Below are 24492 nucleotides of genomic sequence, written 5' to 3'. Positions count from 1 at the left end.
TCTTTCTTTTTCTTTATCTATATCTAATTCTTTATCTATATCTGTTGCGTGACAGTCACGTGACGGAACGGGACCTAATTTAATTAGCTTTTCTTTCTCACGTTGCCTTCTTTTTCGCTCACGATTTTGTAGTCTTACTCGGTCCATTCCATCAATATTTTGATGGATTCCCCAGTTCTTAATGCGCACTGCATCGCCATCCAACTCAATCATTCCATAGCGTTGAAACGTTTGTAGCGCTAGGCGGACCGTATTAATATCGCGGTTGAAAATGGTTGCCATTTCTTCGGTGTTCATTGGTATATTTTCTGTTAGCATGATAAATCCATTTTGATTGGCCTTACCTGCAGCAGCCAATAGTTTCACCCAAATGACGATGATTGTATCAGCTGCTGGTAAAGCTTCGATAAGTTTAATTTTGTCATTCTCAAACATATCTGTTTTGAGTTTGACCCATGTTATCTCTGACATTTTTAAATCTCCCTACTTCGTGCTATAATGAGTGTGTGTGTTAGACATTTAACTTTTTTTAAGTTGAGTGTCTTCTTTTTTTGCCTTTTTTCCAATGATCCATACGGCGATGAACAATAATACGAGACAAATGAGCGTTAATTTCATCATGTCTGGTGACACAATTGACAATGTGCCAAGCCCGACTGCAGCCATTAAAACAACCTCGCCATAAAACTGCACCATTTCCCCTACCGTTGATTCTTCATCAAAGAAGAGCGCGTGTACGTGTTTCACGAATTACCACCTCCATTTCAACGCCTAGCTCACTCATACGCTTCACAATAGAGACTAAGCGTTTATGTTGCTGATATACTTTTTGAAGGCGCACAAGCTCTGCAATGGCTTCATTTTGCTGTGCCATAATTTCTTGTGATGCTGCCATATCACTGCGACGTACAGCACCGAGTAACTTTTCTTGCAACTGTTCAATGTGATACGTCAGCTCTAAAGCTTCTGGCGCATCTTCTGTGCGATAATATTGAGTCATCTGCTTAAACCTCCACGTAGCCGGAGCTTTGCAGAGAGCGATAATGCTGCGCCCATACATCGGTATAGCTAATACCTGTTTCCATACATACAACCGCTACCAAATGTGCCATCGCGGTTTGCGCCTCCACCAGTTCTTCTAAGGCGTCTCGCACCGACTGTAGCTCATACGGTGTTAAGTTGACTAACGGCTTCGCTAGACTCGTACTGCGCAACTTATGAATCGCTTCTTCCAATTCCTCTAACGTTTTTTCTTTTACGCTAGATCGGTGCAAGTCCACATTTGGACCATCCAACCAAATAGGTCCGGTCCCCGTATATTGCTGTGCTATCGTGACAGCAAATTGTGGTTGATTATATTTTTTTGTAAGTTCACGACTAATATCAGCTGGCACCTTAGAACGGCCATTTTCATATTTTGAAATACTTTCTCGTGATACGTTGAGTTCATCTGCAAATTTTTGCTGATGTAATCCTCCGCGCATTTCTTTCATTGCGCTTGAAACTTTATCTTTTTTCACATTTAACGCCTCCCATTCTATTTTTCAGCACATTTGCTGTGTTAAAAGTCGCTAAATAGACCAATTTAATGGATATTTAGCATTAAAATTAAATTACAGAGCGATAATACTGCGTATTGGATTGAACCCACTCTGTATGACTTTCAATCCATGTAAATAGAGCTTGTGTTGGAATCAGTACACCCCCTGCTTCACGTAGTACAGGGAAATCTGCACGTGCAAGTAATTCCGATGTTTTTGTTGGACGAATATGCAATAAATCCATAAGTTGAGTGCGTGTCAGTAATGGCGGCAGTTCAATTGTTTTGACATGCTCTTTGACAGCTTGTTGCACTTCTTCACGAACGATTTTGCGCAATACTTCTTCATCAAATTCGACTTTAAACATGTAACCATTCCTTTCTACATTGCTTGTGTAAGCAACTTATTAATGAAATAAATTTGCCCTTTGCCAGTAACTTTAGTCGTGCGTGTAATACGCACACTGCCATCTGGCTTTGGTACGGTGCGCTCTACAACCTCAAACCAACCTCTTTCGACTGCGTATTGAGTTGGTTCGTTGTAGTGCGCGCCTTTTTTGTCTAAATAACCATGATCACGAAGCCATTTAAATAAATTATTTTGCCCGATGTGCAAGCCATTCTGTGTAATTACTTTTGCAAGCTGACCAATCAAAATTGACGAATTACTTGCTTCGACTGCATCTGCAAAGAAAACTTTTGGTTTTTGCTGCTCAATAACGACCTCTGCTTGCATACGCTTTGCACGTTCCTCTTTCAGCTGCGTAGCAATTTGAATGATTGTGTCTGGATCAGTGAGTACTTTTTCGATTGTGTCAGGAGTTAGATGTGCTCCCATTTTACGAATATTAGGTAAGACTTCACTTGTCACCCAACGTTTAAATGCTTTTGCTGATGGTAGTTTGGAGCCAAATATTAATGAATACACTCCTGATTCATTGATAACTGTGAATGTTTGCTTACCGCCAAGGGTGTCACATTTCGTTACTCCCTTATCTTCTTCATCTACATGGTCTTGCACTGCTTTACGTGAATTTGTATAACCCAGTGTTTCCGCAACATCTTTTGCCACAAAAAATGGTTCATCATTAATCAATACAGTTCTTACTTGATTATTTTCAAATTCATAGATTTCTAATTGATTCATAAAATACCTCCAAAATTTCTATTTTAGCAATCTTTTTCCGAAAAAAAGTCCATAATTGAACAGTTTAAAACGAACGCTAACATAGGCAGTTGATTTGCTTTAAAAGCATGGTCACCTTTTTCATGCTTCATATATGTTGATGCACTCTTATAATCTAAAGCATTTGCAAGGTCCTGTAATGTTTTTTTCTGTTCGATTCTTTGTTTTTTTATAGATTTCAAATTTAATTCTAACAATCTTCCCACCTCTCTCCGTTGCTGTTTTAGCAACTATCTGAATTCATATTATCATTGCTAAAACAGAAATTCAAGCATTATTTTTTCTATTTTAGCAATTTATATATTTCCAAAATAGAAAAATGGTAAACTAAAACTAATGAAATAAGGAGTGATGATCACATGAATATTGGTGACAACATCATTTACTTACGCGAGCGCAAAGGCTGGACACAACGCGAACTAGCTAAAAGGGTCGGCTTAAATACTAGTGTAATGAATCGTATAGAATCTGGAGAACGTCCTGCAAAGGATGAAGAAATTGTAAAACTAGCTAACGTTCTTGACACCACCACAGATTTTCTATTAGGTCGTTCGGCAAAACTAGATTCACAAAATAAGGAAAAAGAATTTGAAGCTTTTGCTAATGATCCAACTTTAGAAAAATGGTATAAAGAACTTCCAGAATCTAAAGAAGAGGATTTACGTAAGCTGCGTAAGATGTGGGAAATTTTGAAAGATAACGGGGAAATTTAAAGCGGCACAATTATGTGCTTCTTTTTTTAAAATGATTATAGGAAAAATTAATTATTAAATTTATATTTTTAGGGAGGATTGGAAAATGAACTTAAAAGAAACGTTAGAAATGTTAAATAAAGTAGTATCAGAAAATAGTGAACTTATAAAAAATGAAGAATCGACAAAACAATTTTTAATCTTACCTTTCCTGAATGGTCTAGGTTTTGATACATATAGCCCGAAAGAAGTCACTCCTGAATTTACAGCAGACTTCCATAAGAAAAACGAAAAAGTGGATTATGCCATTTCACTAAACGGCCAACCGCGTATTTTTGTAGAAGCCAAATCAATTCACACTAAAATCGTTAAAAATGCGCCTCAATTAAGTCGCTATTTCAGTACATTTCCTAGCGTTAAATTAGGAATTTTAACGAATGGTATTGAGTATCATTTCTTTACCGACTTGAATAATGCTAATATTATGGACGCTAAACCATTCTTTATTTTTAATATTACGAGTTATACGGAAGAAGATTTCGAACATCTTATTAAATTCTCGAAAAATTTATACGATGAAGAAACAATCAAAACGCTGGCAGAATCACTGATTTATTTCCAATCTTTTAAATCAGTCATTAAAGAAATTTTTGATACGCCAAGCGATGATTTTATTAAATTCGTCATTAAAGAGCGCTTTAAATTTAAAGTGACGCAGCAGTTCATTAATACGTCACGCCCTATCATCCAAAAGAGTATTCATGAGGCGATTTCCGAGGTTATCAGTGAGAAGTTCAATATTGATGTAACACAACCTACTGCGGAGCCTGTTGCAGTTGGAGTAACTACTGCTGTTGTAGAAGAAAAGAAAATTTACTATACACAAGAAGAAATTAATTCGCTTAATACGTTCGAAGATTTTGAAGGTGTAACAGTGGTGTTCCCACAAGCAGCAGCTTACAAGACTTTAATGAAAACATCAGAAGAAAACTATTCGGTGGAAAAAGGAAATCCATTAAGTGACTTCTTCATTTCATCAGTCGTTGCGCAAGGATCTACAACATTCGGCTATTTAGTTGGCCAGTACGTCAACCAAGGCGAGGACATTAAATTGTATACTGTAAAATCAAATGAAATCGCTAAATTCTTAGACGAAAACCCTGTCGTAAAAGAAACAGGATTTATTAATGCGCGCCTAAGCTCACGTACAAACCGCACTAGCAACGAGCCAACTTACTTCTTGAAAAGTAGCTTGTACAACCTATCATTCAAGGATGTGCCAAACTTGATGTCAACATTTGAGGAAGCTGGGAAGTTTTTTTAACCGATAGCCCCGTCCTCCACACTTTATGATAAAAGTGTAAATTTTATAGGATTTCGAAAAATAACAGGAAAATATATAAATACTAATATTTAAAGATTATTTTTCTAGAATTTATTCTATAAGTATTAAATAAATTAAATAAATGAGGGTTTATATATGGTTGCTAATATTGAAAATGACAATTTACAAATCACACAAAATAATAGTGTTCACAACAGTTCTGTTAAGATTCAAAAATTGATTATTGACGAGTTTTACCCACAAGATGAAACATTTACCAGAGGTCCTATAATACACGGTAATAATCTTACATTACGTATTCACAGCTTTTTCGGCAAACACATTGATAATATTTACGGACATGAAACTGCTCGAGCTGGCCGTTTTAATAACACTACATCTACTATTTTACATGCATTTAATAATTTATTGAATGTTGAAGGAAATGAAGCTATACAAGTCGATAATGAGACTGAAAATAATATTTCTGAGGAAGATAAGAAATTCCTACACTTTACCAATATTATCTCTAAACAATTACTCCATAATATTGGAAGAAAAGCTCAAAAGAATTTTTTATTCGTGATTATTCAATGTGAACATCTGGAACATGGAGAATTAATTGCAATCATGAAAATGGAACGTGTGTTTGGAGTTAGATATAGCGAAGAAAAACTAACAGAACAACTAGATTTACTTCCAGATAAACAAACTGCGCTACAAAAAGGTGCAATAATTCTTAAAACAAAACTAGAAGAATTTCCTGTTAGCGATAATTATAGGGAAGATACAACTGCTTTTCATACAAGATTTTTAGACAGAAACGATAGTACTATTTCAAAATATTTCATGAAGGGATTTTTAGATAATTCAATTATAAATGGTAATAAAGAAAATACTAAATCGGCTATTACGCAAATTAATCTTCAACTTTCTCCTTACCTTAAAGAAGATTATACAGATAAAGCTATTTCAAATTATTTATATGAAAATATAAGTTACGGCTCCCATACATCTGTTTCAGAATTAGTAAAAATGGTAGTAAATAATTCTCCATTAATTAACAAAAAATTATTAGAAAATTCCAATCAAGATGTTACTACTATTAGTAATAATGTATTTAATGAAATGTTAAACCAAAATTCATCTGCTTGCGCCGAATTTCAGATTGAAACAATAGAAATTGAAAAGATAAATATTTCTGATTTGGAGAGTTCAGGAAAATTAATGCGTCTTTCTATTGCAAAAAAATATTTAGTTTGTAAAGAAGTAGAGCTAAATATTACAGAAGACGCTATTGAAGATATTGACTTTAATGATAAAATGTTAATAGCTATCTCTAAAGATTTACTGAATATTGAAGAAATAAATAGCATTTTAGAAAAATATGATTTATAAAAAGTTTTTTTGAAAGGAGGAAGATTTAATGGAAAAAATTTATGTGATGTTTGATGAATATAATTTGAATATAAAAGAAAAAATTTCCATTTCAAATTCTTCTCCTTTCAAAGTAGACTACATTATAGAATTTAAAATATCTCCTTTAGAATTGAGAAGTTCAAATATATTAGATGAATTATTATCCAAAAAATCTACAATTTTTTGTAATGATATTGAAATTGGCAATAAAGCTGATTTTCAGCATCTTTGTTCATCACGTGATGATTTCTCTTCGTTCGAATTTAGAGTTATAAAGAAATTCTTCTTATCAGAGCCTATTCATTTATATACTAACTCTGGTCAAGTAGAATTTTTAAATCACTTACTTAAAAAAAAATTAAATACTCTAATAAATTTAACGAAAAAAATAACAATTATTACTTTCAAAAATGGCATCGTGAATCAAAAAGGCAATAAATCCTCTATTTTTGAGTTTTTAGACAAATCACCTGAGAATTTTAATGCTCAATTGATTGATGAAAAAACTTTAAATTTCATAAACAAAAATAAAGAATCTAAACTAGTGCTAGGTACTATACCTAATATATTAAGTGAAGGTATATTTAATTCACTTGATATTTTGCCTATAATAAAATCTTTTTTACAATCCTTAGCTAACGAATCAAATTCTAGCAAATTTTATTTCAAAGGAAAATTCAACCTAATAATTAATGTAAGTAATTATTATGCTAAAGATAAAATGCTAGCACATTTCCAGTCATTAATTAAAATTACTAAGTATATCAATCAATCTGAAGTTACAGCCGATCAAAAGAAAACATTTTTAAGAAAATCTATATGTGAAGATAAAGTTCAAGATGCTAATTTAAATTTAGAAGATATGGATACAGCATTTTTTGAAAAAGTATATAATGACACCACTTTTCTTTTTGATACTTTTGAAACAGGAGAGGTAGCTGTATTTTTAAAAGAAAAAAAGAGCTTCTAAAAGAATATCTACAATTTTCTAATAATATATCTAAACATATTGATGCTATGCAGAGTAACTTAAATAAAAATATATTAGTTATTTTAGCAGCTATACTAACTCATATATTATTTAAGGTCCGTATGGATATGAGTATAACTCAAAATATTTTCATCATTTCTTCAATTCTTATATTTTTAGTGTTTACTTGGATTTTCTTCGGTTATAAGGAATATAAACATAAACTCAGTTTATTAGAACAAATGCATATTCTAAATAAGAATTTCTCTTTTTTGTCTTCTAAAGCTGACATCGCAAAAGAAGATGTAGATTTATTAGTTAAAAAAAACATTCATTCTTTAACAAATTTAATTATTTTATCTCACCTAGCATTTGGATTCATGGCTTTAGCTGTTTATATTTATTTATTCATATTAATTATTTATTCAACTTATTAAACCTACCCTGCTTCCATTTAGCGGGGTTTTCTTATATACTGAAAAGAACATATGTTTGTACAGGAGATGTAACTAATGAACCACTTAGAGGATTTTATAAGTAAATTATATAAAACTATTGATATACATACGACAGAGCAGTTAGTAAGTACCAACATTGCAGAGAAATTGAGTATAGGTCTTTATTATTGGGATGAAAAAAGCCAAGCAACAATCACAAACAATAAAGGATTTATATTTTTGGATATAACAATGTTGTCCAATTTTGAATGGGAAACATTTTGTCATGAGCTTTGTCATCTTCTTTTGCATGCTGGTGACCAGACACAGCTGCCTTCCAGTTTCGTTGAATATCAGGAACGGAAGGCCAATAATTTTGCGCTCCACGCAGCTGTCCCCACCTTCATGCTAAAAGAAATGGATTTACCGAATAACTATTTTGCGTCAGTTAGACTGCTACAAGAAACATTTAAAGTGAGTTTTACCTTTGCTTGTAAACGACTAGATCACTACATAAATAATCATTTACATAATCACTCGTTGCCACATATGTATACATTTTGACAATGGATTAGACCGTCGTCTGTAATCTAACATGATAAATTTTAATTAGAGGTGAACATAAATGCATTGTAAAAGAAATGAAAAAGATGTGTGGGTATGTGTTGGTGAAGGTCCTCGCCATCCCGTCACCGGAAGAAGAAAACAAATTACACGTAGCGCCAAAACGAAAAAAGCTGCAGAACAACGTGTAAATGAGGCTGTAAAGAGTTTAGAGCGTAATTTTTTATTAGAAGATTCCATTGCCTTTAACGGTCTTGCGCAGATTTGGTTCGAAAATTATCAACATCGAGGTATTAAAGACTCTACACTGGAGCAGCGAAAATACTGCATCAGCGTTTTAAATAAGCATATTGCTCATATTGAAGTGAAAAAAATCACTTCAATCACCATACAAAATATGTTGAATGCTTTGAGTGAAAGAAATGTGGCCCAATCTTCCATAAAAGGAATTCATAGCGTAGCCAAAATGATTTTCACATACGCGAAAAAAGTTGGATTGATTACCGAAGTTCCAACCGATTCAACTTTTATACCCCGTAAAAAGCTAAAAATAGTCGATGTAGAGCGTTCTACTATCGAAAAGAAGTATTTGAACGTCGACGAATTAAAATGCTTCCTAGATGCTTTAAATAGTTATAATAGCTCAGTAATCAAAACCATACTTTATTTAATTACATTTACCGGTATGCGCCCTGGTGAGGCAATTGCATTATCACCTAAAGATGTAGATTTTGAATTAGATATAATTAATATAAATAAGACAGTATGGCGTAAAAATGGTGTGAAAAATAATTTTGAACTTACACCACCTAAAACTTTATCAAGCATTCGCCAGATAGATGTAGACCATTTTGTCATTGAAATGATTAAAGATATGCAAGATTATCAATTGATGCGTAATTACAAAGAAAGCGAGTACCTATTCAGAATGTCTGATGGGTACCCGCCTGCCGTTGATTATTTAAGAACGGTGACGCGTCGCATTGGCGAAAAGACTTCACTGACTAAACAGCTGCACACGTATATGCTGCGTCACACACATATTAGTTTGTTGGCTGAAGCTGGTGTAGATCTACCATATATTATGAATCGTGTTGGCCATAAAAACTCAAAAACAACGACTGACATCTACTTGCATGTCACTAAAGGCATGAGAGAAAATGCCAAAGAGAAGATGCATCAAAGATTTAATAATTTACTTGTGTAATTTATTTAAGAAAAAATGTGAGATTTATGTTAAATAGATGTTAGTTTGCTACAATTAGAAACATTGTTAAATCAATGTTTCTAATTGTCGTTTGAAGTTTCTGTTTAAATATGTGAGATTTTTTGACTGAATATCGAGTTTTACAGAACAAAACACGTTAGAACTCTATATTTTTATAAGGTAAATGCAATCACGCATGATTTCCCTTATTAAAAGTATTAGCAGAAAGGCATCGTCCACACAGATACTAAAGAATATTGTGGGAGAAAAGATAACTTATAAAATTTCTATAATCATTAACATAACTGCATTTATTTGAATTAACCTATAAAAAGACATTCATACATTTATCTATATATGTAAAAATAGAATAATGTTTTTATATCTTTACAATCAATTAAACAACATAAACTGCTGCCATTGAGTAGTCTTTTTATTTCTACTTAAAAACCTTAAATATTTATAATGGTAAATTTGATATTTTCCTATTTCAAAATTTATAAAATATCAAATTATTCTTTTTTAACACATTATAATATACTGATATAGAAAAATTAAATTTATTGAAAACATTTAATGAAGTCCATGAGAAACCAACAGTTCCACAGCATTGGAAAATTGGATGGAGTTTAAAAGCTTTAAAAGTAGCTTACAACAGTCTTCCAAAATCGATTAAAAATAAATTTGGTTCTCAAGCTAAATTTTTAGCAGTGGTTGAAGCTTTTGAACATTTTACTGGAGATATTCAAGCTAAAATCATTAAAGAATTAACAGCACAAGGATTTAGTAAAACTCAAGCAACTATTGTGGCGAAAACTATCACATTTTTAGCTTTTTAATTAACTGTATACTAAATTATATAGGAGGAATAAAATGCTAGTAAATATCATAGGAATCAGCTCAATTTTACTTTTATTAGTTATGATTATCTTAAATACGTCTCTAAGCACGATTATCACTGTATTATTCGTTAGTTCGGTACTTTTATTTCTAGTACGAGTATTTGTAGAAGGCAGTAAATTATCAAGTGCTTTTACAGAATCTTTTGGGATTCTAAGTATTGTAGGATTTATTTGTGTAATTATTCATTTTTTAAAGCGAAAAAAAACTTCAACTAATTAATAATCTGTATTAAAAAGCCCCTGTATCTTCTACATTATTATGAAAGATAAGGGGCTTTGTTTTATACTTTTTCTACATTTTCCTTCTTAGCTGTTACATATGTTTTAGATTTGGTTTTTAAACGGTACACATTTTCTACTTTAATACTTTCTGTGACAGTAAACGCTGTGCTCACTTTAAGCGTTTGAATACGTTTAGACTCATTGAATTTAACGCCATCGTATTCGCCACATTCTTTAATAACACGATACAATCCTTTAGGCGCATTTGATTTGTAATACTTCTCTGTATTTGTGTTGCCAGCCGGTGTGACGGTAGTTGAACCAATCACTTTCAGCTCTAAATATTCCGCAATGCCATCTGCAATAGCGTAGCCTTGCGATGCTAACCACGCTGAATTGCGCATATATTTAATATCAATTGTTGAATCCATAAAGCCACCTTCTGTTAAAATAGCCGGCATTGACGTATCACGTAACACTTGGTAATTCGCATGTTTTGCACCACGATTTTGTAGTCCAGTAGCCTTTACTAAACGTTTATGCACGATGTTCGCAAGTTTGGTTGCTTTTGTTGCAGACGCTGAAAGACTAAATGTTTCTGTACCGTCCCATTTATTAGACCATATATTTGTGTCCGCATTGTGATGGCACGATAGACATTGGCACCCCAGTTGTTTGCTCACTTTGCACGTGTTCATAAAGCAACATCTGTACGGCCTGTTGCATCATCTATGTGCAATGTTTGAATGTCATATTGATGGAATGATGAAAGAAAGATACGCAAGCCTATCAATTAATTCGAGTAACTATTCAAAATATTTGATGGGTACGCGCCTGTCGTTGATTATTTAAAAACAGCGACACGTCGCATTCGTGAAAAAATTTCACTGACAAAACAGCTGCACACGTATATGCTACGTTACACACATATTAGTTTTTTGGATGAAGCTAGTATAGATTTGCCTTATGAATCGTGTTGGCCATAAATTACCAAAGTTATACTACTTTTTTGATACTGCTTTTCAAAAATTTATTTATAAGCAAAACGACTTTTTTCGACATTTTTATTTTTTTATTTCCCGAATTTTAAATACTTTCTTAAAATCCTCACAGGAATTTAATATACATAATTATGAACACTAAATTATCTTTATCCTTTAATATGCAGATAAAAAATACCATTTATTCCTTATAAATATAAATTTATTGAAAAAAGAGTACTATATTTCACTTTATAATAATTTTTATGTAACAGACGTTTAAAGCTTATTTTTAGGCGTTTTAAGCGTCTTTTCGACACTAATTCATACAAATTGTCGATTCTTGTCTTATGTACGGCAAAAAGGCTTAAAAAGCTCTTTTAAAAAAATAAAAATCCACGAATGAAAATCATCCGCGAATTTTTATTTTTTACCATTGGAATAACTTCTTACGAACAAGTGAATCAAAGTGGCGATAAAGTAGCGATACACTTTCTACCAACTCTTCAATTTCTGCATTAGAATAATTCCATGCGTTTTCACCATCATCCATAATAACGAGCATTTGATTTATGTACAATTCATAAATTGCTATAGCATCTGCAAAACAATCAATTTCTGATTGTTGAGCGACTTCTTTATCTTTCATGCTATCAAATACGTTTAATGCTTTTTGAAGTTCCTCTGTCACAGCTTGGCGATCACCAATTTTAACTGTTGGTGTTGGAACTTCTCGTAAGCTAGAAAAACGTTTAATACGTTTATTTTTTCTATGTTTCTCTAATAATTCTTTTGTAGAATGCATCTCAATTCCCCCAACAAAAATGTGTTCAGTTGTCTAGTCTTTCACGTTTGTACCCTACAATATCATAGTTTTTTAGTATAACGCAACCAGTATCAAAAAAATTCAGTGTTCATCATTAGAATTCCAACTTTAGATATATCATTCACAAATTTATACAAAATATTTTTTATATTTAAGTAAAATTAACTATTTTTTATCCTTTTTATTCAAAAAAACACTCAAAAAAAGAGTTAATTACTTTATTAACGTAATGTTTTTTTATAAACACTGAAATAAGCTCATTTCTAAATTAATCTATTTTACCTAAAAAATTTTATTAAATTAACGTTTTTTATTTTAAAAGTTGCTTATTCTTTATAAAAAAACCTACTAAATAAACATTTATACACGTTTTCATTCGATTTTATTCTATAATTCAACTTCTTTTGATATATAAATTTAACTAGTCATCCAATCTCATCTCTTATTCGAATTTACAAATTAAAAAAGCCATGCAAAATGCATGACAGTTACCCCGCAATACGATAATGATTATACCAATTTAAAAAATCAAAACGTTTAATTACATTAAGCACGCATGGCGTTTGTTCTAAACGTTCTAATTTACGATGTTCACTTGCAAATTCTTCTTCCACCCTCATTGTCATATATGGTAATTTACGTTGTGATTTACGTGAGCGCAAATTTTCTGAACGAGCCCCTGCAAATACATATTGCAAATCGTATTGCGCAAAAGCTGTATACAATATTTGTTCTTTCGCTAAGAAATTATAACCTCTTCCCCAATAAGGTTCTGCAATCCATGTGCTCATATGACATGTCTTTGTCACTTCATCAATATTTTTTAATGTGATAACGCCTATTAATTGATGTTGTTCATCTCGAATCATACGTGAATAAAAATGACCTTCCATTTCTTCAAGTTGCATCGTACGTATGAACTGAATCATGGCTTGAGGTGTACAATCTTCAGATTTTAGTGCTAATGCACACTGTACAGATGGTGTAGCAATCATAGATGCTAGTTCTGCAGCATATGAAATATCATGCGGTTGTAAAAAAACTTTAATCATTGAAGTTCCCCCCTACTCTACATTGGAGAGCTTCCCGATGACCTGCTTCGCCAGCTTATGATCCTCCTCTAAATTTAGAATATCTTTCGCGAGACGTAGTGCTTCCTGTTGTGAAACGAGTGTAAGCGATTCTGTATATAAAAATAATAAATCTTCTAACGGACCTATTTCCTGATAGCTTGTAATTTCAATTGCTTTACGTGCATGGTACGCTGCCGAAACGTACGCACCTTCTATAAAACTAAGACTGCTTGTCAGTAATTTATAAGCAATTCCATGCAATTTCCAAGATTCCAATTCGATAAGTAGTAAGTTGATGAATGTATAATTGGCGATAGATTCATTTTCATACGCCAAATATAACATTTGCTTTTCTAATTCATCATATGAAATTTTTTGTGCTATATGAAATGCTTGTTCAAAATCGCCCTTTATCAAATAATCCTCTAAATCACTATTCATCGGTATACTCCTTTTTTGTAATTCTATGTCTATCATACAAAAAATGTGATGTTTCTTTCAATTCTTTCCCCTTACTATTTTCCCTATTCAAAAAAAATAAAACACACCCTATAATCATTTTATTTTTCGGTACTTCTTGTAATAATAGGCATTAAAACCTATTCACATTTATAATCGTTACTTTGATTTTAGTATTTTTTCTTAAGGAAGTTTAAAAAAGAGCATTTCTGTCTATAAATTACTATGATATTAGAAGGGGATGATTGTCATGAAGGATAAAAACACAGCATTTTTTTATATAGGAATTATGTTTTCTTTATTTTTAACGTTAGTGTTTGCACCGATTACAAGCTTGTTCATTCAAATTCTTTTATTTTTAGCCACTCTATTAATGGCTTATAATGCTTACTGTATGTATAAACGCGTAGCTTATATAAAGTCCGATTCGCCATTTGAGGACTTTTTCACTTCTAAATAAAAGTAAATGTAGCAGCTTATACTACATATTCGTTTTACTTCATGTTGCATCATACTAAAATAGCGACAATCCAATTAAACGGATTGTCGCTATTTTAGTATGATGCACAAATTAGGATTTATAGTTCATTATAAGAAAGGTGTACAATACCTGTCACAGTATTATTTTTTTCATTAATATAGTCTTCAATCTCCATTTCTACAGAATATGATACATGGATACCGCATTCACAAAATGTCGCTGGAATATCGCCAACAAATAGTTCTCCGTTCATTGTTAGATATATTTTTGAAGTTAGTATTTTTTCTTTTTTGCAGGCACATGTTCCGCAAATCATTTTTCCACCTCGTTGCATACTTCCAATATTACATTATTATAGACCTGAATTTATTCCTCTGTCAATCAAAGCCTAATTAACTATTCATTCAAAATATAAAATTATTTATATTCATTTTTCAAAACATAAAAAAGGTATTATTTACTCATAAAAAAAGAGTTATCATACTAAGATGATAACTCTACTCTTTACTAATAGATGCTGTTATTTTTTATTATTTTGACGCATTTCGGTCATTTGACGCCACATAGAGCCTTTTGCATCTTCGCCTTGCGTAATACGCTCGATTGCCATTTTAATTTGTAGTTTTACCTCAAATTCTTTGTCATTACTGGCTTCTTCTAATGCAGGTAGCGAAGCTTCTGTACCTGTTTCATATAAGAACATCGCTGCACGCCAACGAACTAATTTATTTTTATCTGTTAATGCTTCTTGCATCGCTGGTTCGAACTCTACAAAACTTAAATCACTCATGCAATCACCAGCTGTACGACGAACTGAGGCGGATTTGTCTTTCAATGCTTCAATTAAATAAGGTACAACAATTGTATTTTCAATCATACCAAAATAAACGGTTGCAAGACGGCGAATCGACATTTTTTCATCTCTTAAAGCAGCTTCTAATAACGGAATATCATCTAGTTCTGGATCAGGAATCTGATCAAGTAATTGAAAACGTTTTTCCCAATCATCTACTTGGAATTCCTCTAATGAGATTTTACGTTTTCTCGTTGGAACTGTACGATTTTCTCGGCTCGCTGTAACAAGTTCCTCGATGCGATTATCTGGAAATGCAGCTTCTAGCTCTTGTACTAACGAAATACCTACCTCTTCTTTGTCGCCATAACGAACACCGTAATCAACCCATTTACGTTGCATAATATAGTTTTCGTCATCTTTCATCGCTTCTGAAAAGGCATCAACAAAACGTTTAGATAAGCCAAAACGTTTTTCTTCCATATTATCAAAGACTTTTACTTGTAATGGGATACCATTAAACATTTGAACATGTACGTAGGCTTCACCAAAATGATCTACTGAGCCATTTGTAGAGGTAGCTTCTGCTTCTTCACCAAAAACTTGGCGAACAGCTATTAAAATGGTTTCCCAATCAAATTTACCAATACGTTCTACAGCTAGAAAATCAGCTACATGATAAATGCCCTTTACGCCGTCGATTTTCATAATTTCCTGAATAATCTCAGGTGCTGTTTCAACAGTGGTCTTATTGTAATTATGCGCTGTGCCAAATGGTAACTCTTGGTCTAAAATAACTTTCATTGTATTTGGACTTGGTGTCGGTTCAATTGATTTGATATGCATTCAAAAATCCCCCTTTTATCCATTTACTATATCATTTAGATAATCATAACGTTCACTTAAATGCTCATACTGCTCGTTTAGTTCTTCTAATTCAATCGTTAAACGTTGTAATAAAGTGAAATCTGAACCTGCTTTTGAAATTTGCTCTTCGTGTTCCATAATATCATTTTCAACGTTTTCAATATTTTTTTCAATGTCTTTCCATTCTTTTTGTTCTTTAAAGCTAAGTTTTTTCTTTTCTGTTTTAAGTTGTTTTTCTTTTACTTTTTCAACTTTTTCTTCTTTTGGGGCGTGTTGTTTTTCAGCATGTTTTTTTGCTAAAAAATCGGTATAAACATCTAATGATTCTTCTAATCCGCCTTGACCATCTAACACCCATAATTTTTTAGCAATACGGTCTAGGAAAAATCGGTCATGCGAAATCGTCACAACAACGCCTGCAAAATGCTCAATAAAATCTTCAAGAACCGATAATGTCTCGATATCTAAGTCATTTGTAGGTTCATCTAGTAAAAGTACATTCGGCTGTTCCATTAATAATTTTAATAAGTGGAGTCGTTTTTTCTCGCCACCAGATAATTTTCCAATTTGTGCGCCATGTGAGTGCATTGGGAATAAAAACCGTTCAAGCATTGCTGCTGCTGAAAAATGCTCGCCATTTGCATCTTTAATATCATTGGCCGTTTCACGAATGTATTCAATCATACGTTGATTGGAATCCATCTCTGGTAAATGCTGCGTAAAGTGTGCGACCTTAACCGTCGAACCAACTTCAATTTCACCACTGTCAGGAAGGATTTCTCCAGCTAACATTTTTAATAATGTCGATTTCCCCGCACCATTTGGTCCAATAATCCCAATATGATCACCTTGTTGTAATAAGAAATCAAATGATTGAATTAAATGCTTCTCACCAAAGCCTTTTGTCACTTGTTGTCCTTCAATTACTTTTTTACCAAGACGTGTTGTCGCAAGGTTCATTTCTAAATCCGTTTTTGAATTATCTTTTTGTAGTGTGTCTGATAATTGTTCAAAGCGTTGAATACGTGCCTTTTGTTTTGTAGAACGTGCCTGTGCACCACGTCGAATCCATTTTAATTCCGAACGATAACGATTTCGATTTTTTGCATCTGTCGCAGCGTCCATTTCTTCACGAATCGCTTTTGCTTCTAAATATGCACCATAATTACCACTATGTTTATATAATGTTTGATTCGCTAATTCAAAAATTTGTGTTGATGTACTATCCAAGAAGTAACGATCATGCGTAATAATAATTGCAGCACCTTTCAAACGATTAATCATATCCGTTAGCCATTCTGTTGATTCTACATCTAAATGGTTTGTTGGTTCATCAAATAAATATAAATCTGCTGGTTCAATTAATGTTTTCGCCAGTGCAACACGTTTTTGTTGTCCACCTGATAATGTGCCTACTAATGCTTCGTAATCGCTAATACCGAGTTTCGTTAAGGCTGTTTTTGCAAGCGCATTAATATCCCAGCCATTTTCTGCATCCATACGTTGCTGAAGTTTAAATAATTGTTGTTGTATACGCTCATTCATCGGGTCAGCATTTAACGCTACTAGTGCTTCTTCATAGGCTTTATTTAATGTAATAACCGGGGAATCTCCTGTAAATACCGCTTGTAGCACGGTTAATTTTGTATCAAATACTGGATTTTGTGGGAGGTATGCAATACGATAATTTTTAGGATGGTCAATATCAATAGCATCTGTTTCTAATTCCCCTGCTAAGATAGCCATCAATGTCGATTTCCCTGTGCCGTTAATACCAATTAACCCTGCACGTTCTCCTTCGACCAATGTTAAATCAATATTATTAAACAGCGTTTTATCCCCTACTGTTTTTGTGAAATTTGATACGATTAAGTGACTCATATTTTACCTTCTCTTTCTGCGCTCAATTGTTGTAAAAACTGTACCATAAATTTATGGCGTTGTGACGCTAATTTTTTACCATATGCTGTCGTCATTAAATCTTTTAACTTTAATAGTTTCTCGTGAAAATGCGTCACAACAGCGCTATCTTTTGCACGATATGCTTCCTCAGATTCATATGTATGCGTCTCTTCATCATCATTATAAATCAAACTTCCATGCGCACCACCGAATATAAAAGCACGTGCAATACCAATTGCCCCTAATGCATCTAATCGGTCAGCATCGCGAACAATTTTCATTTCAATAGTCGTTGCTTCTAGCTCATATCCACCACGATAAGAAACCGCCGCAATTGTTTCTTTAACTTGTTGCTGTTCATCATCTGATAATAATAGTTGCGCCAAAATAGTTGCTTCTATGTCTTTAGATGTTGCATATTTTGCATCACTGACATCATGTAATAAAACTGCTAATTCAATAATTTTTTCATTAGCAGTTGGTTCTGTTTCTGCAATTGCACGAGCAGTCGCTAACACCCGCTGTATATGTTCAAAATCATGACTCGCATCAAATGAAGCATACACTTCTTTTACAAGTTTGCTACATTGTTCAGTAGTTGTCATCTTCTCACCTCATCTCTACCATTATACATGGAAACTGTTTAAAATAGAGTATGATTACATATAGCTAAAGCATCTTTGCTTTTTTTATATATTCATTCATAAAAAAAGCAATCGTCTCATAATAAGACGATTGCTTCTATTTGTTATTTAGAATAAACCGACAGCATTGCCGTCTTCATCAATGTCCATACGAAGAGCAGCTGGTTCTTTTGGTAATCCAGGCATTGTCATAATGTCACCGGTTAAACAAACGAGGAATTTAGCGCCAAGTTTTGGAATAACTTCACGTACTGTAATCGTAAATCCTTCTGGGCGACCTAATAATTTAGGTTGATCTGTTAACGAATATTGTGTTTTTGCCATACAAATCGGCAAGTTACTCCATCCAAAACGTTCAATGTCCGCTAATTGTTTTTTAGCTGTTTCTGCAAATGTAACATTGGCACCACCATAGACTTTTTGAACGATAGCACGCACTTTATTTTCAACACTGTCTTCTAAATCATAAATTGGTTTGAAGTGATTATCTGTTGCAAGAACATCTAATACAGCTTGTGCTAAGTCAAGACCACCTTCACCACCTTGTTCCCAAACATTTGTTAACGCGATTTTCACACCGTTTTCTGTACCCCAGTTTAAAATAACATCTAGCTCTTCTTGTGTATCTGTAATAAAACGATTTAACGCTACAATCGGTTCAACGCCAAATGCACGAACAGTTTCCACATGTTTCGCTAAATTTTGCATACCCGCTGTAATGGCTTCAGGGTTCGCTACTTTTAATTCTTTTTTATCGACACCACCATGCATTTTCAGCGCACGTGCCGTCGCAACAATAACCACAGCATTTGGTTTAAATCCAGCTTGTACTGCCTTAATATCCATGAATTTTTCAGCGCCTAAATCGGCACCAAAGCCCGCTTCTGTTACAACAACATCCGCCAATTTACGTGCTGTTTGTGTTGCTTGTACCGAGTTACAGCCGTGCGCAATATTAGCAAATGGACCACCATGAATAATAGCAGGTGTGCCTTCTAATGTTTGAACTAAATTTGGTTTAAAAGCATCTTTTAATAATAAAGTTAATGCTCCTTCTACTTTCAAATCGCGAACAAAAACAGGTTCTCTTTCATATGTGTAACCAATAACAATCTCACCTAAACGTTTTTTCAAATCTACATAGTCTGTAGCTAGACAGAAAATCGCCATAATCTCTGAAGCAACCGTAATATCAAAACCATCTTCACGTGGAACACCCTGTGCAGGACCACCCAAACCAACAATCACGTTTCGTAATGAACGATCATTCATATCTAATACACGTTTCCAAAGAATGCGACGAGGATCAATATTCAATTCATTTCCACGATGGATATGATTATCAATTAATGCTGCAAGCGCATTATTTGCTGTTGTAATGGCATGTAAATCTCCTGTGAAATGCAAGTTAATTTCATCCATTGGTACAACTTGTGCGTAACCGCCACCTGTTGCGCCACCTTTAATTCCCATAACCGGCCCTAAAGATGGTTCACGCAAAGCAACTACTACTTTTTGGTTTAGTTGATGCAATGCATCTGCAAGTCCTACAGTTACTGTAGATTTTCCTTCGCCAGCTGGTGTTGGATTGATTGCTGTAACTAATACAACTTTTGCATCTGCAGTTTGATTTTTTAATTGTGTCACATCGATTTTCGCTTTATATTTCCCATATAACTCAAGCGCATCTTCTGGAATTCCAGCCGCCTTAGCGATATCACCGATGGGTTGCATTGTTGCTTTATTAGCAATCTCTAAATCAGATAGTGGTGTAGTAACATTTGACATGTATAATCCCTCTTTCTTTCATCTGAATGTTTCGAAACTTTCTAGCCTTACATTACTACAAAATACCTTTCACTTCAATGGAATCGCCGTATGACGCTATTAATTGACAATAAAAAGAAATTCATGCTATAGTCGTTTCATTAGAGGAATGTCCTTTAATCGAAATTTGGCGACATATGGAGGGAACGCTCATGCACCAAGGTACGGTAAAATGGTTCGATACAGTGAAGGGTTACGGCTTTATTGAGTGTGATCAAGGAGATGACATCTTTGTTCATTTCACAGGAATTGTAGCGGAAGGCTTTCGTACATTAGAAGATGGGCAACGTGTTCAATTCGATGTTGTTGAAGGAAACCGTGGCAGTCAAGCGGCTAATGTAATTGTCATTTAATTTCATACAATATAAAAAGGACGAATCTGATTGATTCGTCCTTTTGTTATGCTATTTCTCTTCAGCTAATTCTATTTTCTTTTGTGCTTCTGGTAATCTTTTAATATCAATGCGAACAATTTGATGATTGTTTACTTCAAGCGCAGTGAAACGGAAACCTTGTTCTTCAATTAAATCCCCTTGTTTCACATCACCTAGGTGCGCCATAAACCAACCACCAATTGTATCAATATCTTCAGCTTCAATTTGCATACCAGTTAAATCATTCACTTCATCTAATAATAATTTACCACTTACATTAAAATGATTTTTATTGAATTCATGCTTTTCAGGAAGTTCATCTGCATCAAATTCGTCACGAATTTCGCCAACGATTTCTTCAATAATGTCTTCAATTGTCACTAAACCAGATGTACCACCATATTCATCAAGTAAAATAGCAATATGAATTCGCTTCGTCTGGAATTTAATTAATAAATCACCAATTGGAATGGTCTCAATTACTTGAACAATTGGTTGTACAAATTCACCGACCGTTTTTTGACCACTTTCCTCATGACGAATCATTTCGGTTAGTAATTGTTTCATATTCACAAAACCAATCACATGATCCTTATCACCATCGATAACTGGATAACGTGTATATTGTTCAACATCCATTAAGCTAAATACTTCTGTCAATGTCATCTCTTTATCGAAACTAACAATTTCAGTACGTGGTACCATCACTTCTTTGGCAACCCGATCATCAAATTCAAAAATCCGATTCACATAGTTAAATTCAGAAGGATTGATTTCGCCGCCTTTAAAACTATCTGCAACAATCATACGTAATTCTTCTTCGCTATGTACCTCATCATTTTCAGACATCATTTTCAGGCCAAACAAACTTGTTAATAACCGGGCAGATCCATTTAATAGCTTAATTGGTAAATACATAATTTTATAGAATATCATTAATGGACCTGAAAAAGCTAAAGTTACAGCCTCTGCTTTTTGAATAGCTAATGTTTTGGGCGCCAATTCACCAACTACCACATGCAAGTATGTCACAATTGAAAAAGCAACAATAAAGGATATAACAGATGCTAGATTTCCTTCTATTCCTGTCATTTCAAATAGTGGATGTAGTAATTCTTCGACTGTTGGTTCTCCAATCCATCCTAAACCAAGTGCAGTAATTGTAATACCAAGCTGACATGCCGATAAATATTCATCTAAATGCGTAATGACTTGCTTTGCTTTTAATGCACGTTTATTGCCTTCTGCAACTAATTGATCAATTCGCGTTGAACGTACCTTTACAATTGCAAATTCTGTTGATACGAAAAAGGCTGTTGCAGCAATCAATACTACAAACAATACTAAATTCCAAACTATCTCTCCGTCCAAATAAGTTCTTTACCACCTCAATGATGATAAAGAATTCACCTCCTGTAATATGTAATACTATTAATGTAATCAAAAATAGTCTTAAAATGCAATTTATATGTATAGGAAAGTGAAATATTTTCACTGTCATATCTTATTGTTTAATAAAAAAGCTCCTACATATAGGAGGAGCTTTTTAGCACATAATTAAACATTTACTGGTTGGAAAAACTCTTCATACAATGCTTTTAAAATGGCATCTTCAAATTGTTGTTTCACACCAAATGATAAAGATACTTCCGAAGAACCTTGGTTAATCATTTCAATATTTGCACCCGTACGAGAAATCGCTGTTGCAGCACGAGCAGCTAGCCCCGTATTATTATTCATTCCTTCACCTACCACAACAATCATTGAGAAGCCGTGACGGAAATGTACATCATCTGCATGTAATTCATCATATACACGTTTCACAATACGCTGTTCTTTTTCCGGATCTACTTGATGGCTGCGAATAATAACGGAGATATCATCCAATCCAGATGGTGTATGTTCATATGAAATATTTTCTTCTTCTAAAATTTGTAATAATTTACGACCAAAGCCGATTTCTCTGTTCATTAAGTATTTACTTACATATAAAATTGAGAAACCTGCGTCAGCAGAAATTCCTGTTACAGGACGACGATTTATTGTACTTTCTGAAACGATACGTGTTCCTGGTGATGCTGGGTTATTCGTATTTTTGATGTTTACAGGGATTTTTAATTTAAATACAGGCATTAACGCTTCATCATGAAACACTGAGAAACCCGCGTACGATAATTCACGCATTTCACGATAAGTAATTTCGGTAATTTCGGCTGGGTTATTTACTACTTTCGGGTTTGCACTGAATACGCAATCTACATCCGTAAAGTTTTCATAGATATCTGCTCCTACTGCAGCGGCTAAAATAGCACCGGTAATATCTGAACCTCCACGGTCAAATGTACGCAATACGCCTTGTGCTGTGTACCCAAAAAATCCTGGGAAAACAATAATTTCATTTGAATCTTTTAACGAGCTTAAATTATTATATGCTTCTGACAGTGCCATTGTTCGTGCAGGTGGTTCATTAACAACTAAACCCTCTTTGGGACTTACATAACGCGCTTCAATGCCAATGCTATTGAAATACATAGCAATCATTTTTGCATTATTATCTTCCCCACTTGCTTTTAAACTATCTAACACATACTCAGGAGATACTTTAATTGCTTGTTCACAACGTGTACGTAAATCCGCTTCGATAATATCTGAAATTTCTCTATCTAACCCTAAACCTTGCGCATTTTCTTCGTAACGTTTTACAACCGCTTGTATTTTATCTTCTATCTCTTCCCCAGCAATCACAGCGTTTGCCAAATCGATTAATAGATCCGTCACTTTAATATCTGCCGAATCGCGTTTCCCAGGCGCTGATACGACAACAAAGCGACGTTGTTCATCACTTTGAACAATTGCTGCCACTTTTTTTACTTGTTCCGCACTTGCGACGGAAGTTCCACCGAATTTACATACTTTCATGTCATCAAATCCTTATCGTCTGTATTTTTAGAATAAACATATGTCTTCCATCAGTGTACATAACAGATGTTAGAATAGTCAATATATTTTCCTTATTATTCTTGCAAAAATATTCCGAATTTTCAACAAGGTGTAATAAAAGCGTCTAATTACCGACTAGACGCTCTAATTCTTATTCTTTTGAGTACATTTTTAATAATTCTTGTCCTAAGAATTGCAATTGCTCGCCTACTGTGCAAGATTCAATACAAAACTGATGAGCTCCAGGCTTGCCACGATCTTTACGTAATTGCTGTTTTACAAAGCAATCATCACAATATTTCTCCATCGTTTCATCAATTTCACTAATAATATTTTGTTGATTCAACAATGAGATCACCTCAATTTCAAGTATTGTAATATTCTACTCTCTCCTATGATATGATGCAAGTATCATTTCTTCACAGAAAGTAGGGTTTATATGTTAGAAATTTATATTGATGCAGCAAGCGCTGGAAACCCAGGGCCATCTGGCATTGGTATTTTTATAAAAGGAGAGGGGCATCTTTTAAAAATAAGCGAGCCAATTGGTGTTACGGACAATCACCATGCTGAGTTTCAAGCATTTGTCCGTGCAATGAAAGAAGCCGAAAAATTAACACCTTCTATAGTATCTCTACGCTCCGATTCAAAAATTGTCGTGGCATCTATCGAAAAGCGGTATGCTAAAAAAGAATCCTATAAAGAATTATTAGCAACGGGTCTAGCTATTAGCGATACCTTTCCTTTATTTTTCGTGCAGTGGATCCCTGATGAACAAAATAAAGCCGCTGATGCACTCGCACGCGAAGCAATTCATAAAAACTAAACATGCTAACTAGATAAAAAAGCAGGAATCACACATA

The 24492-nt window shown here is 33.7% G+C and carries 29 protein-coding genes; 10 read left to right on the top strand and 19 right to left on the bottom strand.

Annotation, left to right across the window (positions count from 1 at the left end):
* The 7 genes from KTHG_RS04255 to KTHG_RS04225 form a co-directional block, all read right to left on the bottom strand.
* The coding region (locus KTHG_RS04255; RefSeq protein WP_020189688.1) for a phage replisome organizer N-terminal domain-containing protein at positions 1 to 471 on the bottom strand (471 nt) is incomplete at its 3' end.
* A 48-nt stretch (positions 472 to 519) separates the two neighbouring features.
* Positions 520 to 747, bottom strand: coding sequence for an ABC transporter ATP-binding protein (locus tag KTHG_RS04250; protein WP_020189687.1), 228 nt, complete (start codon positions 745 to 747; stop codon positions 520 to 522).
* Positions 719 to 1000: a hypothetical protein gene (locus KTHG_RS04245; protein ID WP_020189686.1), complete on the bottom strand. Its 282-nt coding sequence runs from the start codon at positions 998 to 1000 to the stop codon at positions 719 to 721. Before KTHG_RS04245 ends, KTHG_RS04250 begins: the two co-directional genes overlap by 29 nt.
* Positions 1001 to 1004: 4 nt before the next feature.
* On the bottom strand, positions 1005 to 1520 hold the full coding sequence (locus KTHG_RS04240; RefSeq protein ID WP_020189685.1) for a helix-turn-helix domain-containing protein: 516 nt from the start codon (positions 1518 to 1520) through the stop codon (positions 1005 to 1007).
* A gap of 88 nt (positions 1521 to 1608) precedes the next feature.
* Positions 1609 to 1908: a hypothetical protein gene (locus KTHG_RS04235; protein ID WP_020189684.1), complete on the bottom strand. Its 300-nt coding sequence runs from the start codon at positions 1906 to 1908 to the stop codon at positions 1609 to 1611.
* A 14-nt stretch (positions 1909 to 1922) separates the two neighbouring features.
* Positions 1923 to 2687, bottom strand: a complete 765-nt coding sequence (locus KTHG_RS04230; protein WP_020189683.1) for a phage antirepressor — start codon at positions 2685 to 2687, stop codon at positions 1923 to 1925.
* Between the two features lie 23 nt (positions 2688 to 2710).
* Complete coding sequence (locus tag KTHG_RS04225; RefSeq protein ID WP_020189682.1) at positions 2711 to 2923, bottom strand: helix-turn-helix domain-containing protein; 213 nt, start codon at positions 2921 to 2923, stop codon at positions 2711 to 2713.
* Positions 2924 to 3085: 162 nt separating this feature from the next.
* Here KTHG_RS04225 and KTHG_RS04220 point away from each other — a divergent pair, with 162 nt between their 5' ends.
* The 7 genes from KTHG_RS04220 to KTHG_RS04185 all read left to right on the top strand — a co-directional run bounded on the left by KTHG_RS04220 (position 3086) and on the right by KTHG_RS04185 (position 10178).
* Entirely contained in the window at positions 3086 to 3439 is a 354-nt protein-coding gene (locus tag KTHG_RS04220) for a helix-turn-helix domain-containing protein (protein WP_020189681.1), read from the top strand.
* An 85-nt stretch (positions 3440 to 3524) separates the two neighbouring features.
* Positions 3525 to 4742: a type I restriction endonuclease gene (locus KTHG_RS04215; RefSeq protein WP_020189680.1), complete on the top strand. Its 1218-nt coding sequence runs from the start codon at positions 3525 to 3527 to the stop codon at positions 4740 to 4742.
* 156 nt (positions 4743 to 4898) lie between these two features.
* The gene (locus KTHG_RS04210) at positions 4899 to 6140 is read left to right on the top strand and encodes a nucleoid-associated protein (RefSeq protein WP_020189679.1); all 1242 of its coding nucleotides are present in this window, start codon (positions 4899 to 4901) and stop codon (positions 6138 to 6140) included.
* A gap of 28 nt (positions 6141 to 6168) precedes the next feature.
* Positions 6169 to 7131, top strand: coding sequence for a hypothetical protein (locus tag KTHG_RS04205; protein ID WP_020189678.1), 963 nt, complete (start codon positions 6169 to 6171; stop codon positions 7129 to 7131).
* A gap of 512 nt (positions 7132 to 7643) precedes the next feature.
* Positions 7644 to 8132 carry an ImmA/IrrE family metallo-endopeptidase gene (locus tag KTHG_RS04195; RefSeq protein ID WP_020189676.1) on the top strand — a complete coding sequence of 163 codons (489 nt, stop codon included), beginning with the start codon at positions 7644 to 7646 and terminating at the stop codon, positions 8130 to 8132.
* A 61-nt stretch (positions 8133 to 8193) separates the two neighbouring features.
* Positions 8194 to 9339, top strand: a complete 1146-nt coding sequence (locus KTHG_RS04190; RefSeq protein ID WP_020189675.1) for a tyrosine-type recombinase/integrase — start codon at positions 8194 to 8196, stop codon at positions 9337 to 9339.
* Between the two features lie 563 nt (positions 9340 to 9902).
* Positions 9903 to 10178 carry a hypothetical protein gene (locus KTHG_RS04185; RefSeq protein WP_020189674.1) on the top strand — a complete coding sequence of 92 codons (276 nt, stop codon included), beginning with the start codon at positions 9903 to 9905 and terminating at the stop codon, positions 10176 to 10178.
* A gap of 344 nt (positions 10179 to 10522) precedes the next feature.
* Here KTHG_RS04185 and KTHG_RS04180 read toward each other — a convergent pair whose 3' ends face one another.
* The 4 genes from KTHG_RS04180 to KTHG_RS04165 all read right to left on the bottom strand — a co-directional run bounded on the left by KTHG_RS04180 (position 10523) and on the right by KTHG_RS04165 (position 13783).
* A complete protein-coding gene (locus KTHG_RS04180; RefSeq protein ID WP_083851427.1) occupies positions 10523 to 11161 on the bottom strand; it encodes an N-acetylmuramoyl-L-alanine amidase in 639 nt (212 codons plus the stop codon).
* A gap of 712 nt (positions 11162 to 11873) precedes the next feature.
* Positions 11874 to 12248 carry a hypothetical protein gene (locus KTHG_RS04175; RefSeq protein ID WP_020189672.1) on the bottom strand — a complete coding sequence of 125 codons (375 nt, stop codon included), beginning with the start codon at positions 12246 to 12248 and terminating at the stop codon, positions 11874 to 11876.
* Between the two features lie 509 nt (positions 12249 to 12757).
* Entirely contained in the window at positions 12758 to 13321 is a 564-nt protein-coding gene (locus KTHG_RS04170; protein ID WP_020189671.1) for a GNAT family N-acetyltransferase, read from the bottom strand.
* 12 nt (positions 13322 to 13333) lie between these two features.
* Positions 13334 to 13783: a hypothetical protein gene (locus tag KTHG_RS04165; protein WP_020189670.1), complete on the bottom strand. Its 450-nt coding sequence runs from the start codon at positions 13781 to 13783 to the stop codon at positions 13334 to 13336.
* 268 nt (positions 13784 to 14051) lie between these two features.
* Between KTHG_RS04165 and KTHG_RS04160 the strand changes: the two genes are divergently transcribed.
* Entirely contained in the window at positions 14052 to 14261 is a 210-nt protein-coding gene (locus tag KTHG_RS04160; protein WP_020189669.1) for a hypothetical protein, read from the top strand.
* Positions 14262 to 14379: 118 nt separating this feature from the next.
* Here KTHG_RS04160 and KTHG_RS04155 read toward each other — a convergent pair whose 3' ends face one another.
* The 5 genes from KTHG_RS04155 to KTHG_RS04135 form a co-directional block, all read right to left on the bottom strand.
* On the bottom strand, positions 14380 to 14598 hold the full coding sequence (locus KTHG_RS04155) for a hypothetical protein (protein WP_020189668.1): 219 nt from the start codon (positions 14596 to 14598) through the stop codon (positions 14380 to 14382).
* Positions 14599 to 14802: 204 nt separating this feature from the next.
* The gene (locus KTHG_RS04150; RefSeq protein ID WP_020189667.1) at positions 14803 to 15921 is read right to left on the bottom strand and encodes a conserved virulence factor C family protein; all 1119 of its coding nucleotides are present in this window, start codon (positions 15919 to 15921) and stop codon (positions 14803 to 14805) included.
* Positions 15922 to 15936: 15 nt separating this feature from the next.
* Positions 15937 to 17823, bottom strand: coding sequence for an ABC-F family ATP-binding cassette domain-containing protein (locus tag KTHG_RS04145; RefSeq protein WP_020189666.1), 1887 nt, complete (start codon positions 17821 to 17823; stop codon positions 15937 to 15939).
* Positions 17820 to 18449: an HD domain-containing protein gene (locus KTHG_RS04140; RefSeq protein ID WP_020189665.1), complete on the bottom strand. Its 630-nt coding sequence runs from the start codon at positions 18447 to 18449 to the stop codon at positions 17820 to 17822. The genes KTHG_RS04145 and KTHG_RS04140 overlap by 4 nt, the downstream gene beginning before the upstream one ends.
* A gap of 147 nt (positions 18450 to 18596) precedes the next feature.
* On the bottom strand, positions 18597 to 20276 hold the full coding sequence (locus KTHG_RS04135) for a formate--tetrahydrofolate ligase (protein ID WP_020189664.1): 1680 nt from the start codon (positions 20274 to 20276) through the stop codon (positions 18597 to 18599).
* A 191-nt stretch (positions 20277 to 20467) separates the two neighbouring features.
* On the opposite strand from KTHG_RS04135, the gene KTHG_RS04130 reads away from it, so the two are divergent.
* Entirely contained in the window at positions 20468 to 20668 is a 201-nt protein-coding gene (locus tag KTHG_RS04130) for a cold-shock protein (protein ID WP_020189663.1), read from the top strand.
* Positions 20669 to 20719: 51 nt separating this feature from the next.
* Here KTHG_RS04130 and KTHG_RS04125 read toward each other — a convergent pair whose 3' ends face one another.
* The 3 genes from KTHG_RS04125 to KTHG_RS04115 all read right to left on the bottom strand — a co-directional run bounded on the left by KTHG_RS04125 (position 20720) and on the right by KTHG_RS04115 (position 23978).
* Entirely contained in the window at positions 20720 to 22060 is a 1341-nt protein-coding gene (locus KTHG_RS04125; protein WP_020189662.1) for a hemolysin family protein, read from the bottom strand.
* Between the two features lie 186 nt (positions 22061 to 22246).
* Complete coding sequence (locus KTHG_RS04120; RefSeq protein WP_020189661.1) at positions 22247 to 23608, bottom strand: aspartate kinase; 1362 nt, start codon at positions 23606 to 23608, stop codon at positions 22247 to 22249.
* 172 nt (positions 23609 to 23780) lie between these two features.
* Positions 23781 to 23978, bottom strand: coding sequence for a zinc-finger domain-containing protein (locus KTHG_RS04115; protein ID WP_370323607.1), 198 nt, complete (start codon positions 23976 to 23978; stop codon positions 23781 to 23783).
* A gap of 90 nt (positions 23979 to 24068) precedes the next feature.
* On the opposite strand from KTHG_RS04115, the gene KTHG_RS04110 reads away from it, so the two are divergent.
* Positions 24069 to 24455, top strand: a complete 387-nt coding sequence (locus tag KTHG_RS04110; RefSeq protein WP_020189659.1) for a reverse transcriptase-like protein — start codon at positions 24069 to 24071, stop codon at positions 24453 to 24455.
* Positions 24456 to 24492: the final 37 nt, after the last annotated feature.

This window comes from Kurthia sp. Dielmo (genome assembly GCF_000307285.2).
In the GTDB taxonomy this organism is placed as follows: domain Bacteria; phylum Bacillota; class Bacilli; order Bacillales_A; family Planococcaceae; genus Kurthia; species Kurthia populi.
The sequence above is the reverse complement of the archived record's forward strand: the minus strand, read 5'-3'. Positions and strand labels throughout refer to the sequence as shown.

Bases quoted from the DNA above. Each gene is read 5' to 3' on its own strand.
- KTHG_RS04190 (WP_020189675.1), top strand. From the start codon at position 8,194: ATGCATTGTAAAAGAAATGAAAAAGATGTGTGGGTATGTGTTGGTGAA.
- KTHG_RS04120 (WP_020189661.1), bottom strand. From the start codon at position 23,608: ATGAAAGTATGTAAATTCGGTGGAACTTCCGTCGCAAGTGCGGAACAA.
- KTHG_RS04230 (WP_020189683.1), bottom strand. From the start codon at position 2,687: ATGAATCAATTAGAAATCTATGAATTTGAAAATAATCAAGTAAGAACT.
- KTHG_RS04130 (WP_020189663.1), top strand. From the start codon at position 20,468: ATGCACCAAGGTACGGTAAAATGGTTCGATACAGTGAAGGGTTACGGC.
- KTHG_RS04180 (WP_083851427.1), bottom strand. From the start codon at position 11,161: ATGAACACGTGCAAAGTGAGCAAACAACTGGGGTGCCAATGTCTATCG.
- KTHG_RS04205 (WP_020189678.1), top strand. From the start codon at position 6,169: ATGGAAAAAATTTATGTGATGTTTGATGAATATAATTTGAATATAAAA.
- KTHG_RS04165 (WP_020189670.1), bottom strand. From the start codon at position 13,783: ATGAATAGTGATTTAGAGGATTATTTGATAAAGGGCGATTTTGAACAA.
- KTHG_RS04175 (WP_020189672.1), bottom strand. From the start codon at position 12,248: ATGCATTCTACAAAAGAATTATTAGAGAAACATAGAAAAAATAAACGT.
- KTHG_RS04160 (WP_020189669.1), top strand. From the start codon at position 14,052: ATGAAGGATAAAAACACAGCATTTTTTTATATAGGAATTATGTTTTCT.
- KTHG_RS04145 (WP_020189666.1), bottom strand. From the start codon at position 17,823: ATGAGTCACTTAATCGTATCAAATTTCACAAAAACAGTAGGGGATAAA.
- KTHG_RS04245 (WP_020189686.1), bottom strand. From the start codon at position 1,000: ATGACTCAATATTATCGCACAGAAGATGCGCCAGAAGCTTTAGAGCTG.
- KTHG_RS04155 (WP_020189668.1), bottom strand. From the start codon at position 14,598: ATGATTTGCGGAACATGTGCCTGCAAAAAAGAAAAAATACTAACTTCA.
- KTHG_RS04170 (WP_020189671.1), bottom strand. From the start codon at position 13,321: ATGATTAAAGTTTTTTTACAACCGCATGATATTTCATATGCTGCAGAA.
- KTHG_RS04195 (WP_020189676.1), top strand. From the start codon at position 7,644: ATGAACCACTTAGAGGATTTTATAAGTAAATTATATAAAACTATTGAT.
- KTHG_RS04235 (WP_020189684.1), bottom strand. From the start codon at position 1,908: ATGTTTAAAGTCGAATTTGATGAAGAAGTATTGCGCAAAATCGTTCGT.
- KTHG_RS04150 (WP_020189667.1), bottom strand. From the start codon at position 15,921: ATGCATATCAAATCAATTGAACCGACACCAAGTCCAAATACAATGAAA.
- KTHG_RS04210 (WP_020189679.1), top strand. From the start codon at position 4,899: ATGGTTGCTAATATTGAAAATGACAATTTACAAATCACACAAAATAAT.
- KTHG_RS04215 (WP_020189680.1), top strand. From the start codon at position 3,525: ATGAACTTAAAAGAAACGTTAGAAATGTTAAATAAAGTAGTATCAGAA.
- KTHG_RS04140 (WP_020189665.1), bottom strand. From the start codon at position 18,449: ATGACAACTACTGAACAATGTAGCAAACTTGTAAAAGAAGTGTATGCT.
- KTHG_RS04135 (WP_020189664.1), bottom strand. From the start codon at position 20,276: ATGTCAAATGTTACTACACCACTATCTGATTTAGAGATTGCTAATAAA.
- KTHG_RS04220 (WP_020189681.1), top strand. From the start codon at position 3,086: ATGAATATTGGTGACAACATCATTTACTTACGCGAGCGCAAAGGCTGG.
- KTHG_RS04110 (WP_020189659.1), top strand. From the start codon at position 24,069: ATGTTAGAAATTTATATTGATGCAGCAAGCGCTGGAAACCCAGGGCCA.